15 protein-coding genes and 1 other RNA gene are annotated in these 14,581 nt (G+C 73.0%); 3 read left to right on the top strand and 13 right to left on the bottom strand.

Features of this window, described 5'->3' with window-relative positions; translation table 11 throughout:
- Nucleotides 1-85: 85 nt before the first annotated feature.
- From J3P41_RS03705 to J3P41_RS03715, 3 genes are read left to right on the top strand one after another with little or no spacing between them, the layout of a single operon-like run.
- Nucleotides 86-706 carry an MSMEG_6728 family protein gene (locus tag J3P41_RS03705; RefSeq protein WP_210648870.1) on the top strand — a complete coding sequence of 207 codons (621 nt, stop codon included), beginning with the start codon at nt 86-88 and terminating at the stop codon, nt 704-706.
- 9 nt (nt 707-715) lie between these two features.
- Nucleotides 716-1,228: a putative immunity protein gene (locus tag J3P41_RS03710; RefSeq protein WP_210648871.1), complete on the top strand. Its 513-nt coding sequence runs from the start codon at nt 716-718 to the stop codon at nt 1,226-1,228.
- A 10-nt stretch (nt 1,229-1,238) separates the two neighbouring features.
- Nucleotides 1,239-2,114, top strand: coding sequence for a cobalamin-binding protein (locus J3P41_RS03715; RefSeq protein ID WP_210648872.1), 876 nt, complete (start codon nt 1,239-1,241; stop codon nt 2,112-2,114).
- Here J3P41_RS03715 and J3P41_RS03720 read toward each other — a convergent pair.
- The 13 genes from J3P41_RS03720 to smpB all read right to left on the bottom strand — a co-directional run bounded on the left by J3P41_RS03720 (nt 2,098) and on the right by smpB (nt 14,508).
- Entirely contained in the window at nt 2,098-2,610 is a 513-nt protein-coding gene (locus tag J3P41_RS03720) for a GNAT family N-acetyltransferase (protein WP_210648873.1), read from the bottom strand. The two genes, J3P41_RS03715 and J3P41_RS03720, sit on opposite strands and share 17 nt — an antisense overlap.
- A 40-nt stretch (nt 2,611-2,650) precedes the next feature.
- Nucleotides 2,651-3,502 (bottom strand): DUF5995 family protein, encoded by an 852-nt coding sequence (locus tag J3P41_RS03725; RefSeq protein WP_307861809.1) that lies wholly within the window; start codon nt 3,500-3,502, stop codon nt 2,651-2,653.
- Nucleotides 3,424-4,452, bottom strand: coding sequence for an NAD(P)H-binding protein (locus tag J3P41_RS03730; RefSeq protein WP_210648875.1), 1,029 nt, complete (start codon nt 4,450-4,452; stop codon nt 3,424-3,426). Before J3P41_RS03730 ends, J3P41_RS03725 begins: the two co-directional genes overlap by 79 nt.
- A gap of 140 nt (nt 4,453-4,592) precedes the next feature.
- Nucleotides 4,593-4,963: a transfer-messenger RNA gene (gene ssrA / locus J3P41_RS03735) on the bottom strand.
- Nucleotides 4,964-5,070: 107 nt separating this feature from the next.
- Nucleotides 5,071-6,402, bottom strand: coding sequence for a hemolysin family protein (locus J3P41_RS03740; protein ID WP_210648876.1), 1,332 nt, complete (start codon nt 6,400-6,402; stop codon nt 5,071-5,073).
- Between the two features lie 40 nt (nt 6,403-6,442).
- The gene (locus tag J3P41_RS03745; RefSeq protein WP_210648877.1) at nt 6,443-7,228 is read right to left on the bottom strand and encodes a glucosamine-6-phosphate deaminase; all 786 of its coding nucleotides are present in this window, start codon (nt 7,226-7,228) and stop codon (nt 6,443-6,445) included.
- Nucleotides 7,228-8,145, bottom strand: coding sequence for an ROK family protein (locus tag J3P41_RS03750; RefSeq protein WP_307861810.1), 918 nt, complete (start codon nt 8,143-8,145; stop codon nt 7,228-7,230). Before J3P41_RS03750 ends, J3P41_RS03745 begins: the two co-directional genes overlap by 1 nt.
- On the bottom strand, nt 8,142-9,590 hold the full coding sequence (locus J3P41_RS03755; RefSeq protein WP_210648878.1) for a glycoside hydrolase family 3 protein: 1,449 nt from the start codon (nt 9,588-9,590) through the stop codon (nt 8,142-8,144). Before J3P41_RS03755 ends, J3P41_RS03750 begins: the two co-directional genes overlap by 4 nt.
- Complete coding sequence (locus J3P41_RS03760) at nt 9,587-10,426, bottom strand: carbohydrate ABC transporter permease (RefSeq protein ID WP_210648879.1); 840 nt, start codon at nt 10,424-10,426, stop codon at nt 9,587-9,589. Before J3P41_RS03760 ends, J3P41_RS03755 begins: the two co-directional genes overlap by 4 nt.
- Entirely contained in the window at nt 10,426-11,334 is a 909-nt protein-coding gene (locus J3P41_RS03765) for a carbohydrate ABC transporter permease (protein WP_210648880.1), read from the bottom strand. The genes J3P41_RS03760 and J3P41_RS03765 overlap by 1 nt, the downstream gene beginning before the upstream one ends.
- Nucleotides 11,335-11,433: 99 nt before the next feature.
- Nucleotides 11,434-12,723 (bottom strand): extracellular solute-binding protein, encoded by a 1,290-nt coding sequence (locus tag J3P41_RS03770; RefSeq protein WP_210648881.1) that lies wholly within the window; start codon nt 12,721-12,723, stop codon nt 11,434-11,436.
- 44 nt (nt 12,724-12,767) lie between these two features.
- Nucleotides 12,768-13,883: an ROK family transcriptional regulator gene (locus J3P41_RS03775; RefSeq protein WP_307861811.1), complete on the bottom strand. Its 1,116-nt coding sequence runs from the start codon at nt 13,881-13,883 to the stop codon at nt 12,768-12,770.
- 145 nt (nt 13,884-14,028) lie between these two features.
- Complete coding sequence (gene smpB / locus J3P41_RS03780; RefSeq protein WP_210648883.1) at nt 14,029-14,508, bottom strand: SsrA-binding protein SmpB; 480 nt, start codon at nt 14,506-14,508, stop codon at nt 14,029-14,031.
- Nucleotides 14,509-14,581 lie beyond the last annotated feature (73 nt).

Below are 14,581 nucleotides of genomic sequence, written 5' to 3' on the forward strand. Positions count from 1 at the left end.
GCCGCCAGTCTGCCCGGGCGCCGCAGGTGCCACACCTGCCGTCGGGGTGGGGCGGGCGCGGCTCGTGCCCCCTAGCCTCGAGGAGGTGCAGACGTTCCTCCCCTACGCCGACTTCGAGGCATCTGCCCGTGCGCTCGACCAGAAGCGCCTCGGCAAGCAACGCGTCGAGACGATCCAGGTCGTGCGGGCGTTGACGGTGCCGGGCTACGGCTGGGCCAACCACCCCGCGGCGCTGATGTGGCGCGGCTTCGAGGAGGCGCTCGGGCGCTACGGGTTCGTGTGCTGCGCGGTGTGGCTCGAGCTGGGCTTCGGCGACACCTGTGCGGCGACCATCGCCGCCGACCTCCGCTCGGCGGGCGTGCCGACGGTCCGCTCGCAGGCCGAGCTGGCCGAGGCCGGTGCGCTGCCCCCGTGGCTCGGCGACCCCGACGTCCACCGCAGCCACCAGTCGGCCCTCGTGCGCAAGGATCCGGCCTTCTACCGCCCCCGCTTCCCCGACGTCCCCGACGACATCGACTACGTGTGGCCGGTGCGCTCCCCCAACGTCATCGAGGCCGAGCGGCGTCGCGCCGAGAACGCCGTACGCCGCCAGGAGCGCGCCGCCCAGCGGCTGCTCGCCGAGGCCGAGCGGGCCCGGAGGCGACGCAGCCGGGCGGCCAAGAAGGCGTGGGAGACGCGGCGCCGCAACGCGCGCGAGGGCGGGTAGCGTCGCGGCATGATCCTGCCCGCGGTCCGCGACCCGCGCCTGGTCACGGTCCGGCGCGGCGGCACGCTCACCGACGAGCACCACCACCTGCTCGCGCTGTGGGCCGCGGAGTGCGCGGAGCACGTCCTGGGGCTGTTCGAGGCGGCCCGCCCCGGGGACCGACGCCCCCGCGAAGCGATCGAGGCCGCGCGCGCGTGGACGCGCGGCGAGGCCGCGATGATGCACACCCGGGCCATGGGCGGGCACGCGATGGGAGCGGCCCGCGACCTGCGCGGCGCGCCGAGGTTCGCCGCGTACGCCGCCGGGCAGGCCGCGGTGGTCGCGCACGTCGCCGAGCACGACCTCGGCGCCGCGGCGTACGCCATCAAGGCGGCGGTCGCCGCAGCGCCCGCCGGCGAGGAGGAACCGGTCCGCCTCGCCGAGCTCCGGTGGCAGCGCGACCGGCTGCCGGCGAGCGTGCGCGACCTGGTGCTGGAGGACCAGCGGCGACGCAACGACATCTGCTGGCACGTGTTCGCCTAGGGTCGCCGAGGTGCGCATCGTCTCGCTGATCCCGTCCGCGACCGAGATCCTCTTCGCGGTCGGGGCCGGCGACGACGTGGTGGGCGTGACCTTCGAGTGCGACCACCCACCCGCCGCCCGCGAGCGCCGCGTGGTGTCCACCTCCGCCATGCCGGAGGGCCTGACGGCGAAGGAGATCGACGACTTCGTCGCCACCGCGCTCGCCGCCGGCGAGGACCTCTACCGCCTCGACTCCGGAGCGCTGGCCGAGCTGGACGCCGACCTGGTCGTCACCCAGGACCTCTGCGCGGTCTGCGCGGTCGACGTGACGACCGTGGACGAGGCGCTGGGCTACCTAGGCTGCCGCGCCGAGGTGGCGACGCTCGACCCGCACACCGTCGACGACGTGCTGGCCTGCGTCACCGAGGTCGGCCGGCTGACCGGGCGTGCCGAGCGGGCGGCCGAGGTCGTCGCGTCGCTGCAGGCCCGGCTGAAGGCGGTGGCCGACCGGGTCACCGGACGCCCGCGGCCGCGGGCGCTCGTCCTGGAGTGGACCGACCCGCCGTTCGCACCGGGTCACTGGATCCCGGAGATGGTGACGCGGGCCGGCGGCGAACCGGCCCTCGGCACCGCCGGCGCCAGGTCGACGCGGATCACGTGGGAGGACGCGGTGGGCTCGCGCCCGGACCTGGTCGTGTGCGCGCCCTGCGGCTTCGACCTCGAGGGCAGCGCTGCGCTGGCCGAGGGCGTCAGGGACCGCTTCCCGGGCGTCCCGGTCTGGGCGGTCGACGCCGACAGCCACTTCGCGCGGCCCGGCCCGCGCCTGGTCGACGGCGTCGAGGTGCTGGCCGGGATCCTGCACCCGGAGGCAGCCCCGCTCTCAGGAGGACTCAGCCGCCGGGTCTGACGGCTCGGTGCTCGGTGCGGACGAGCACGACGAACTCCCGGCCGTCACGGGCGGCGGCGAAGGAGCCGACGCGCTCGAAGCCGAGGGACTGCACCGTCCGCAGCGCGCGCGCATTGAAGGAAGCGACGGTGACCCGGAAGGCCGCCGGTGCGAACCGGGCGCGGCCGAACGCGAGGCCCGCCGAGATGACGGTGCGCCCGAGTCCCTGCCCGGTCAGCGAGGGTCGCAAGCCGCCGCCGGTGTCCAGGGCCCGGTCGTCGTAGTCCCAGCCCGGCACCCGACCGTCCGGTCCGAACGAGCGGAACGCCACGAGCCGACCGCCCGCCAGCACGGCGTGGTAGCCGACGTCGGGGTCGAGGAGCTCGCCGGGATCCACGCCGACGTAGTCATAGACGTCGTAGGGCGGGTCGTAGCGCCAGGTCGCGATGTCCTCGGCATGCGGTCGGGTGAGCGGCACGACCTCGAGCGAGCGCGGATCGATGAGAGGTGTCACCACCGCAGACTCCCACAGACGGCGTGTGCGCTTCCCCGTCCGGTCACAGCGGCGGGAGGGTCACGCCGAACCCGGCGACGGCGAGCTTGAGCAGCACCTGGCCCGGGGCCAGGACGTCGGCGACGCGCGCGGCGCTCAGCACCTCCAGCTCCGACAGCCGCGCGGCGTACGCCGCCGGGCCGGCGCGGCGCGCCGCCTGCAGCTCGACGGTGTTGTGCCACACCTTCGTGCGCGCCTCGCGCAGGAACCGCTTGGCTGACAGGCGGTGGACCGGTTGCAGGAGGCGGTCGGTCCGTGACCGGCCGTGCGGCCCGAGCTCGTCGTCCTCCGCCGCGACGCGACCGGCCAGCACGGAGTCGATGCGCTCGTGGTCGCGGCGCCGGCTCGCCATCAGGGCGGCGTCGGCGAAGTCGGCGTCGGAGAGGACGGCGAGCAGGGCGTGCGGCAGGTCGTAGTTCACGTGCGCGTTGACTCCGAGCAGGACGTGGCCGAGGGGCGGGAGGTTGCGTGGCGCGTCGAAGGCGAGACGCCAGGGGCGAGGCGGAGAGCCTCCGGACAGGTAGGCGTCCAGGGCCTCCAGGTAGATCTCGGCGAACGCCACGTCCCAGCGCGCCACCCACGAGGGGTCCTCGAAGAGACCGTCCGCGAGCGCGCTGCCCACCGCGAGCGTCGTGCGCTGGTAGGTGGCGAGGAACCGGCCGAGGTGGTCCTGCTCGGGCATCAGCGCGTCCAGCCGCGCCGTCATGGTGCGGACGACGCCGGCGATGGGATCCGCATCCGCGCCAGCGTGTCGGTGGGTGCGTCCGGCTGCCACGGTCAGGAGTCCGTGAGGACGTCGCGCACCGCGTCGACCACCTTCGCCGCGGCCGGCCGGCCGTCGCCCCCGCTCGCCCACGCCGGGTCCTGCGGCAGCGGACCCATGGGATCGCTGCCCTGAGGGTCCCCCGCGGGCGGGGCCAACGCGCGTCGGAACGACTCCTCCAGTCCCACCAGCCGATGGCCCGGCGGCAGCAGCGCGCCGACGAAGTCGTCGTCCGCGGCGACCATGTCGTGGTGCAGGCTCTCGACCAGCGCCTCGACCGTCCGCCGCGGGACATCGGTCAGGCTGCCCACCAGCGTCCCCACCAGTGCCGTCGGCAGCAGCGACACCGTGACCTGCGGGCGCCTCAGGCCGGCATGCGTGGTGTACGCGTCGAGCAGTGCGCCGTACCGCAACCGGTCGGGTCCGCCCACGTCGAAGTGGCGCGAGGGGCCGCTGTAGGCGAGGGCACCGACCAGGGCCTCGAGCACGTCGACGACCGCGATGGGTTGCACGAGGGAGTCCATCCACGCCGGCACGGTGTGGACCGGCAAGCGCTCGCTGACCTGCCGAATGATCTCGAACGACGTGGATCCGCTGCCGAGCAGCACCGCTGCCCGCAGGATGACCACCCGCGCGGGGCTGTCGGTGAGGATGCGCTCGACCTCACGGCGCGACCGGAGGTGCTCGGACAGCTGTTCGTCGGCGACGTCCGGGACGACGCCGGACAGGTACACGACCCGCTCCACGCCGTGGGCGCATACGCCCTCGACGAGGTTGCTCGCCGCGGCGCGGTCCGTCGCGGCGAAGTCGCCACCGCCCATCCCGTGGATCAGGTAGTAGACGGCCTCCATGCCCTTGCAGGCGGCCGCGACCTGGTCGGGGTCGAGGGCGTCCATGACGACCGTCTCGACCCGGTCCCCCCACCAGGAAGGCTCGCGGTCCGGGTGGGACGTGGTCGTGCGCACGTCGTGGCCGCGCTCGAGGAGCAGGGGCACCAGCCGCCCGCCGACGTAGCCGGTCGCTCCGGTCACCAGGATCCGCATGTCCCCCGGTTCCCGCGCCCGACGTCGGGATGCGTCGGCCACGACCTCGCAGGGGGATCGGACGCAGTGGAGTTGCGCTGAAATGCCGAGAGCGACGTGGCCGGCGGCCGGAGCCGTGGCACACGCCGCCCTCGATTGGAGCGTGGAGCTGCGGGGAATCGAACCCCGGTCCTCGAGCGTCGAACCAGGTCTTCTCCGGGTGCAGTCTGTGATGTCGCTTTTCTCGGCCCCGGCGCTCGCACAGACACGTCGCCGACAGGCTCAGTCAGGATTGAGTCCCGGTCACCCCTCCTGACAGAGAGTGACCAGCAAGTCTCCTAGATGAGGCCTGGGTCCGGGACGGAGACGGATGCCCGGTCAGACCCTTCGATCACTGCTCAGGCAGCGAGAGCGAAGTCGTTGCGCTCAGAGTTGGCAACTATAGGTTTCCAGCGATCGTTTACGAGATGACGCTGGCTTCTCGACCCGCTTCCCCTGGAACTAACGTCCCAAGTCGAAACCGATCAGCCCCTCTTGTGTTGTCAAGCAGACCGAGCCGTGCGTGGTCTGCACCGACAGTCTAGGTGCCACAACCGACAACGGGCGAACACTATTCCCCCAGCGTCGGTCCGCGGGCGGTCAGCCGCGGGGTCCGGGCTCCGGCGCCGGTTCGGGCTGAGCGGTCCCCGACTCCGGCGCCGGGACCGGAGCCGGCGCGTGGAGGCGTACGCGGGTGATGCGGTGGCCGTCGACCTCGGCCACCTCGAGGCGCCGGTCGCCGACGAGGACGACGTCGCCGACCTCGGCCATCCGGGCGAGGCCGTGCAGCACGTAGCCGGCGACCGTCTCGTAGGGGCCGTCGACCAGCTCGACGCCGGTGCGCTCGCCGAACTCCTCGATCGTGATGCCGGCGTCCACGGTCGCCGGGTCCGCCGCTGCGGCGATCGCGGCGTCGGTGTCGTACTCGTCGTGGATCTCGCCGACGAGCTCCTCCATCAGGTCCTCGAGGGTGACGATGCCGTCGGTGCCGCCGTACTCGTCGACGACGAGCGCGATGTGGGCGCCGAGGCTGCGCAGCTGGTCGATGGACGGCAGGACCCGGTTGGTGCGCGGCAGCACCGGCAGGTCACGGGCGAGCGCGGCGACCGTGGTGGTGCGGTCGTCGGCGCGGCCCAGCACGTCGCGCAGGTGGAGGTAGCCGAGCACCTCGTCGAACGACTCCCCCGTCACCGGGTAGCGCGTGTAGGGCTGCTCGACGATGACGGCGACCGCCTCGGCGAGGGTCAGGTCCCCGGCCAGGAAGACCACGTCGCCGCGCGGCTTCATCACCTCGCTCAGGGAGCGGTCGCCGGCCTCGAAGACGTCGTCGACGAGCCTGCGCTCTCCCTCGGGGATGTCCTCGTGGCCCGAGATCATCATTCGCAGCTCCTCCTCGTCGACCTCGTCGCCCGCGGCGTCCGGATTGCCGCCGAGCACGCGGACCAGCAGGTTGGTCGAGATCGAGAGCAGCCAGATGACCGGCGTCATCACCGTGGCAAAGCGACCCAGGGGCGGGGCGAAGAGCTTCGCGACGCCGACGGACCGCTGCAGCGCCAGGCGCTTGGGCACCAGCTCCCCGAGGACCAGCGAGAGGTAGGAGACGACGAGGGTGGTCACCACCAGGGAGACGGTCTCCGGGGCGGGCGTGCCTAGGTTCTCGAACACCGGGGCGAAGGACGGGGCGAGCGTCGAGGCGCCGAACGCGGCGGAGAAGAACCCGGCGACGGTGACCCCGATCTGGACCGCCGAGAGGAAGCGGTTGGGGTCGCGCGCCAGCGAGGCGACGGAGGAGCCGCGCCCACCGGCCGCCTCGAGCCGGTCGACCTGGCCGGAGCGGAGCGAGACCAGGGCGATCTCGGTCGCCGCGAACACCCCGCCCACCAGCACGAAGCCGAGGACGAGCAGGACATCGATCCAGGTTCCGGATTCCACGGCCACAACCTAACGACCGTCGCGCAACGCGCCCTCTTGGTCAGAGGCCCTGCCACTCCGGCTTGCCCGCGAACACCTCGCGGTAGTAGTCCGCCCGCGCGAGCCGGGACGCGGCGCCGGGGTCGAGGAGCACCGAGACGCGCGGGTGCAGCTGCAGCACCGAGGCGGGGCACGACGCCGACACCGGACCCTCCACGGCCGCGGCGACGGCCTCGGCCTTGCCCTCCCCGCTCGCCACCAGCAGCAGGTGCCGCGCGCGGCCGATGGTGGCCAGGCCCTGCGTCAGCACGTGCCGGGGCACGTCGTCGAGCGAGTCGAAGAACCGCGCGTTGTCGCGGCGGGTGGTGTCGGTGAGCGTCTTGAGCCGGGTCAGCGACGCCAGGGACGAGCCCGGCTCGTTGAAGGCGAGGTGTCCGTCGCTGCCGATGCCGAGCACCTGCACGTCGACGCCGCCGGCCTCGACGAGCGCGGCCTCGTAGCGGGCGCCTGCCTCGGGCAGGCCCTCCGGAGCCGGGTCGGGGCTGGACACCCGCTCGCGGGCGATGCCGAGGTCGTCGGTGACCTCGGCGAAGATCGTCTCGCGGTAGCTCTGCGGGTGGCCGGGCGGCAGCCCGACGTACTCGTCGAGGGTGAAGCAGCGCACCTGCTCGTACGACGGCCCGGTGCCGGCGCGGTGGCGCCGTACGAGCTCGCGGTAGGTCGGCAGCGGGCTCGACCCGGTCGCCAGCCCCAGCACGGCCGTCGGCGTGGCGCGGACCAGCGCCTCGATCACGTCGGCGGCCAGCGCCCCGACCTCCTCGGCGCTCCCCAGAGGAACGACCTCCATCAAGACCTCCCCAGGATCGCGGCTCCGACTGCGGCAACAGGATAGTGCTGCGGCACCATGCTCAACCGGTCGGCCAGCTCGAGCGAGGCGAGGAAGGGTGATCCCTGCCCGAGCGCCCGCAGCTGGTGGACCACCTGCTCGCGCAGCGGCTCGCCGACCTCGCTCACACCACCGCCGAGCACGATGCACTCGGGGTCGATGGTGAGTCCCAGAGCTCGCACCGCGCTGGCCACGCCCCAGCAGAACCGGTCGCGCACCGCCACGGCGGCGGGATCACCCTGCGCGGCCGCGGCGAAGAGCGCGGCTGCCGGCGGCCCGTCGGGAGTCGGCCACGCCCGGGCCAGGGCACGACCCGACGCGATCGTCTCCAGGCACCCCGTCTGCCCGCAGCCGCACTCGGCGCCGGCGGGGTCCACCGGCAGGTGCCCGATCTCGCCGGCCGCGCCGTGCTCGCCGCGACGCAGCCGGCCCTCGATCACGAGGCCGGCCGCCAAGCCGGTGCCGACGCTCAGGTAGACCACGTCGTCGGCCCCGACCAGCGCCTGGGCGGCGAGGGCGGCGGCGTTGACGTCGTTCTCGACGACGGTCGGCACGCCGAGGCGTTCGGTGAGCAGGTCGCGCAGCGGCAGGTCGTCGCCGTTGACGCCGAGGTTGACCGCGTGCCGCAGCATCCCGCGCCCCACGTCGACGAGGCCCGGGACGCCGACTCCGACGCGACCGGTCGGCGCTCCGCCGGTCTCGCGGCGCAGGGCCTCGTAGACCTCGTGCGCGGTGGCCACGACCCCGTCGGCGCCGGGCGCGGTGACCCGCCGCACCTGGGCGAGGATCGTGCCGTCCTCGCCGAGCACGACCCCGTGCGTCTTCGTGCCGCCGATGTCGAGCCCCACCGCGCGGGCCCCTGCCAGTGCGGCGTTCACCGCGTCCACCCTGCCTCTCGCAGCAGTCGGGTCACCGCGGCGACGCCCGGACCGGACGAGCCGCGCGTGCTGATGGTGGGCAGCCCGACGTCGTACGCGCCCGGCCAGCCCCAGTCGACGACCACGGCGGTCGTGCCGGTGGCGGCGAGCCCGGCCAGGAAGGCGAGCACGTCGGGTCGGCGGTGTGCGTCGCGCACCTGCACCACCAGCGGTACGTCGTCCCGCACGTGGGCCGGCAGCCCCTGGGTCAGGGTGTCGGGAGCCAGCCGGTGGTCCGGCGGGAGGCCCCACGCCACCTCGCCGACGGCGATGTTGGCGACGGTCTCGACGCTCACCACGGTCGCGCCGGCGAGGTCGGGCAGCGGGCGGTCGACCAGCAGCGCGGTGGCGGCCGCGGCCGCCTGGCGCTCGGGGTCCGGCTCGCCCGCGGGCCGGGTCGCCGCCGGCACCGGCATCGCCCGCACCCGGGCGGCCGCCTCGGCGAGGCGCGCGGCGTCGAGGCGACCGGCCTCCACCGCCGCGACGACGGCGTCGCGGATCTCCTCGACCAGCGAGGCCGGCTTGTCCGGACCGATGCAGAGCAGGTCGCACCCGGCGGCGAGGGCCAGGACGGCGGCCTCGGGTACGCCGCGCCCCGCCGATGCGCCGGCCATGTCGAGCGCGTCGCTGACGATGACGCCCTCGAAGCCGAGCCGCTCGCGCAGCAGCGCCAGCACGACCGGGCTCAGCGTCGCCGGGCGCTCCGGGTCGAGCGCCGGCACGACGATGTGCGAGGTCATCACCGAGGCGGTGCCCGCCTCGACCGCGGCGGCGAACGGCACCAGCTCCCGCTCGAGGAGGGTGTCGAGGTCGACGTCGACGCTCGGCAGCGCGAGGTGGCTGTCGGTCGCGGTGTCACCGTGGCCGGGGAAGTGCTTGGCGCACGCCCCCACCCCCGTCGCCTGCAGGCCCCGGGTCCAGGCCGCGACGTGCGCGGCGACCCGTGCGGGGTCGGTGCCGAAGCTCCGCGTGCCGATGACGGGGTTGTCCGGGTCGGTGTTGACGTCGGCGTCGGGGGCCAGGTCGAGGGTGACGCCGACCGCCGCCAGCTCGGCGCCGACCCAGCCGCCGACCGCCTCGGTCAGGGCGAGGTCGTCCGCCGCCCCGAGCGCCGCAGCGCCCAGCACCGGGCTCGGCGTACGCGTGTGCAGCCTGCTGACGTCGCCGCCCTCCTCGTCGACCGCGATCACGGCCCTGGGGTTGGCCGCGCGGATCTCGGCGCTGAGCGCGGCGGTGCTCGCGGCGCCGCCGGTGGTGTTGCTGCCGAAGTAGCAGATGCCGCCGAGGCCCTGCTCGAGCAGCGCCCGGTAGTCGTCGGGCAGCGTCGTGCCCGCGAAGCCGGGCAGCAGCACCTGCATCGCCAGCTCGGGCACCTGTGCGTCGGCGCTCGCCTCCGGGGCCGTCATCCCTTCACCGCCCCGGCGGTCAGTCCGCTGACCATGCGCCCCTGCACGACGAGGAAGAAGACGATGACCGGCACGGCGATGAGGGTCGAGCCGGCCATGATGCCGCCCCAGTCGGTGCCGCGGTTGACGTCGGTGAAGGTGGACAGCCACAGCGGCAGGGTCCGCTGGTCCTCGCGCGACATCACGACCAGCGCCAGCGTGAACTCGTTCCAGGCCTGGATGAAGCCGAACACGCCCGTGGCGACCAGGCCGGGCGCCAGCAGCGGGAACGTCACCCGGAAGAACGCCTGCGTGCGGGTGCAGCCGTCCATCATCGCCGCCTCCTCGAGCTCGTAGGGAACGCCCTCGACGAAGCCGCGCAGCGTCCAGATCGTGAAGGGCAGCACCCCCGCGACGTAGACGATCGTGAGCCCGACGACCGTGTTGAGCAGCTCCATCGTCTCCAGCATCTTGTACTGGGAGATGAACAGCCCCTCCGCCGGGATCATCTGGATGACCAGCAGCGTCACGATGAAGGAGATCCGCCCCCGGAACCGGAACCGGGAGACCGCCACCGCGGCGACGAAGGCGAAGCCCAGCGCCACGACCAGCGTGAGACCGGTGACCATCAGGCTGATCTTCAGCGCGTTGACGAACTGGTCGGTCGCGAAGACGGTGCGGAAGTTGTCGAGGTCGCCGCCGAGCGGCACCCACGTCGGCACCGGGCTGCGGATCTCGTTGCGGTCGAGGAAGGAGCTGTTGACCATCCAGTAGACCGGGAAGGTCGCGAGCACGAAGGCGACCAGGCCGATGACGTTGGCGGTCCAGCGAGCGGGGCGGCTGGCGGTGCGGGCCATCAGGCTTGCCTCTCCTGTCGGAGCATGGCGCGGACGTAGGGGGCGGTGAGCACGACGGTGAGGGCGAGCATGAACACCGCCACCGCGGCCGAGGTGCCGAAGTCACCGCCGCCGATGCCGAGCCGGTAGATGTAGGTGCCCAGGAGGTTGGTCTCGCTGGCGCTGCCGCCGGCCTCCTGGAGGATGAAGATCTGGGTGAACACGCGCAGGTCCCAGATCACCTGCAGCAGACCGACCACCAGGAGCACCGGCCGGATGCTCGGCAGGATGACGTAGCGCAGCCGGTGGACCATCCCGGCGCCGTCGATCTCCGCGGCCTCCATCAGCTCTCCCGGCAGCTGGGTGAGGGCGGCGTAGACCGTGAACGCGACGAACGGGACGCTCATCCACACCACGACCACCGTGGCGACGAAGAAGAACGACAGCGGACGCAGCAGCCAGCCGTGGCCCTCGAAGTCGCCGCCCAGCGCGGTCAGCACGTAGTTCACGACGCCGTACTGGGTGTCGAAGAGCCACTGCCACACGGTCAGCGACGCGACCACCGGCATCGCCCAGGCGAGCAGCAGCCCGGTCTGGGTGAGCAGCCGCACGGGCTTGGACATCGTCCGCATCACCAGCGCCAGGCCGACGCCCAGGACCATCGTCAGCGCGGCGTTGAGCAGGCAGAACACGACGGTGCGGGCGGTGACGCGCCACAGGTAGGCGTCGGTGAGCAGCTCGCGGTAGTTGGCCAGTCCCACCCAGTCCGGCGGGCGGCCGAACTGCTGGGCGAGGCCGAACTCCTGGAAGGAGAGGAGCAGCTGGCGCACCAGCGGGTAGCCGAGGGCCAGGCACAGCGCCAGGACGGCCGGGGTGAGGAGGAGGTAGGGCAGCGAAGCGGCGCGTGCGCGTCCGGTGCGCTCACTCATCTGTGCTCTGCTCCGTTCTCGTACGTGACGTGGTGACGGCTGGACAGGCAGCGGCGGGGGCAGCGGCGAACGCCGCCCCCGCCGTTGCCGGCTCGGTGCTCAGCCGTTCAGCTGACCGCTCATCTGCTCGTCGGCCTTCGCCGCGAGCTCGGCCACGTCGCCTCCCTGGGCGATGCCGCTGAACAGGTCCTCGAGGGCTCGCGAGCCCTCCACGTTGGCCCAGCCCGGGGCCGCCGGGGTGAGCTTGGCGTTGGACGCGGCCTCGATCGTCGCCGCGGCGTACTCGTCGTCGCCGAGCAGCGAGGCCAGCGACTCCTTGGCCGGCGTGAGGCCGGCCTCGGCCAGGATGGTCTGGTAGTCGTCGCTCAGCATCAGCGCGACCGCCTCCCGGGCGAGGTCCTGGTTGGCCGACTTCGCGGCGATGGCGATGTCGGATCCGCCGAGCAGCACCGGAGCGGGGCCGCCGTCGCTGCCGGGCAGGGCGAAGACGCCCATCTGCTTGGCGAAGGTGTCGGGGCACCCGGTCTCCGGGTCCTCGATGAGGCCCTTGACCCATCCAGGCGTGGACATCATGCCGACCTCGCCGGCGCAGAACGGCGTCCACGGGTCGGCCTCGTTGCCGTCCTTCGGCGCCCCGGACGCCTCGAGGAACAGCTTCTGGGCGGTCTCGAGGCCGGCGAGGGACTCCGGGGAGCTGAGGGCCGGCGTCCACTCGCCGCCGTCCTCGACGGCCAGGTCGCCGCCGGCGTCCCAGATGAACGTCGCGCCGTTGCGCCAGTCCTGTCCGGGGAACCAGAAGCCGGAGAAGTTCGCAGGCTTGGGGTTGTCCTTCTTGAGCGTGATCGCGGCCTCGACGAACTCGTCGAGCGTCGTGGGCACCTCGAGGCCCGACTTCTCGAGGAGGTCCTTGCGGTAGAAGATGTGCTTCGAGCCGGCGTAGTAGGGCACGGCGTACGTCTTGCCCTCCACCGTGGCGCCCTCCACGAAGCCGGGCAGCAGGTCGTCGCCGCCGAGGTCGTCGAGCTGGTCGGTCATGTCGGCGAAGGCGCCGGCCGCGGTGAAGGTCGGGGCCTGCGTGTTGCCGATCTCGACCACGTCGGGCGTCTCGGACTCGCTGGAGAGCGACGTGGTGAGCTTCTCGACCAGGCCGTCCCACTCCTGCTGCTCGATGGTGAGCGTGGAGCCGGGGTTCTCGTCCTCGAACGTCTTCTTCAGCCAGTCACGGGCCTCCTGCGGGGTGTCCGTGCCGTTGAGCCAGACGCGGATGTCCGCCGACTCGCTTCCGCCGTCGCCCTCGGACGAGCCGCCGTCGTCGTTGCCGCACGCGGCCAACGTGGTCAACGCGAGCGCGGCGACCGCCGCGCCGGTCAGAGACTTCTTGATGCGCACCACAGTGTTCCTCTCATGGATGTCCTGCTCGGGGGTCGAGGCGCTCACGAGACGCCCAGTTCCGCGGCGAGCACGAGTACGGCCGCTCCCACGACCACGACGTCCTCGCCGAGCTTGGAGGTGCGGACGGCCAGCCCGGTGGAGCTGATCTCCATCGTCCGCTCGCGGATGGTGCGGTCGGCTGCGTCGAGCAGCGGACCGTCGAGCAGCTCCGCGGGGCCGCTCAGCACGATCTCGTGCAGATTGAGGGCGGCCACGACCGGCGCCAGCACCTCGCCGAGCCTGCGGCCGACGTCGGCGAGCACCGCGGCGGCGTCGACGCCCGGCTCCTGCACCCGGCGGCGCAGGCGGGGCGCGGACAGGACGGTCTCCAGGCAGCCGGTCCGCGAGCAGGCGCACCGCTCGCCGTCTGGGTCGACGACGACGTGCCCGATCTCGCCGGCGGCGCCGAGGTGGCCGTGGAGCAGCGACCCGCCCAGCACCAGGCCGGCACCGACACCGGTGCCGACCCGGAGCACCATCAGCCCGCCGTCGCCGGACTCCCCGAAGGTGTGCTCGCCGAGGACGGCGGTGTTGGCGTCGTTGGCGACGAGCACCGGCACGCCGAACGACTCGGCGAGCCGCGCTGCGAGCGGCGTGTCGGTCCAGGCGAGGTTGGGTGCGTCCAGGACGGCGCCCTGGGTGTCCACGACACCGGGGCTCCCGACGCCGATGCCGAGCACGGGACGGTCGGTCATCGCCATCAGCTCCGAGGCCAGCCGCTGCACCAGCTCGACCGCCTGCTCGCCCTGGGCGCCGTCGACGTGCACCTCGTGCCGCGCCTGCACCGTGCCGGCCAGGTTGACCACGGCGCCGGACATCCGGTCGGTCTCGGACAGGTCGAGCCCGATGATGTGGTGGGAGTCGGCAGCCAGGCCGACCAGCGTGGGGGGCTTGCCCACGCGGCTCTCGGCGGGGGCTCCGAGCTCGGTCACGAAGCCGTCGGCCAGCATCTCCCCGACCAGGTCGGAGACGGTGACTCGGGTCAGGCCGCTGGCCCGCGCCAGGTCGGCGCGGCTGGCCGGGCCCTCGCGGAACAGCTGCTGCAGCAGGAGCGAACGGTGGTGGCGGCGAGCGTCCTCCTGGAGGAGCTTGCCGCGCGGGCGCAGCGGGCGTCCCACGGGTGTGTTCGGTGTCACATTAGTTAGTCCAGCGCACTTACTTATCCCGTGTCAAGCATCTCCTGAGACTGGTCCAGCGCACCGGAGGCCGCCGTCGGCCGCGGGTCCGCTCGACCGCTCCCCCGGGCCAACCGGCGTCGGAGCCTCAGTCCCGGTGACCCTTGAGCCGGCGCTGGACGGCGTCGACCTTCTCCCGGTTGGCCTGCCGCTCGGCCAGCGTGTGGCGCTTGTCGTAGGCCTTCTTGCCCTTGGCGAGGGCGATCTCCACCTTCGCGCGACCGTCCTTGAAGTAGAGCGCGAGGGGCACGATCGTGTAGCCCTTGTCGGTGATCTTGCGCTCGATCTTGTCGATCTCGGACCGGTTGAGCAGCAGCTTGCGACGGCGCCGGGCGGAGTGGTTGGTCCACGTGCCCTGGCTGTACTCGGGGATGTGGACGCCGAGCAGCCACGCCTCGCCGCCGTCGATCTCGGCGAAGCCGTCGACGAGGGACGCGCGCCCCTGACGTAGCGACTTCACCTCGGTCCCCATCAGGACGAGGCCGGCCTCCCACGTGTCCTCGATGTGGTAGTCGTGTCGCGCCTTCTTGTTCTGCGCGACCATCTTCTGGCCCTGCTCCTTCGCCATGGGTCCATTGTCCCAGAGCGTGTCCAGCGGGTTGGCTCCGCGGCGACCCCGGACGTCATACGGACGGGGCCGG

Origin of the sequence: Nocardioides sp. SYSU D00065 (assembly GCF_017916425.1) — a bacterium.
Taxonomy (GTDB): domain Bacteria; phylum Actinomycetota; class Actinomycetes; order Propionibacteriales; family Nocardioidaceae; genus Nocardioides.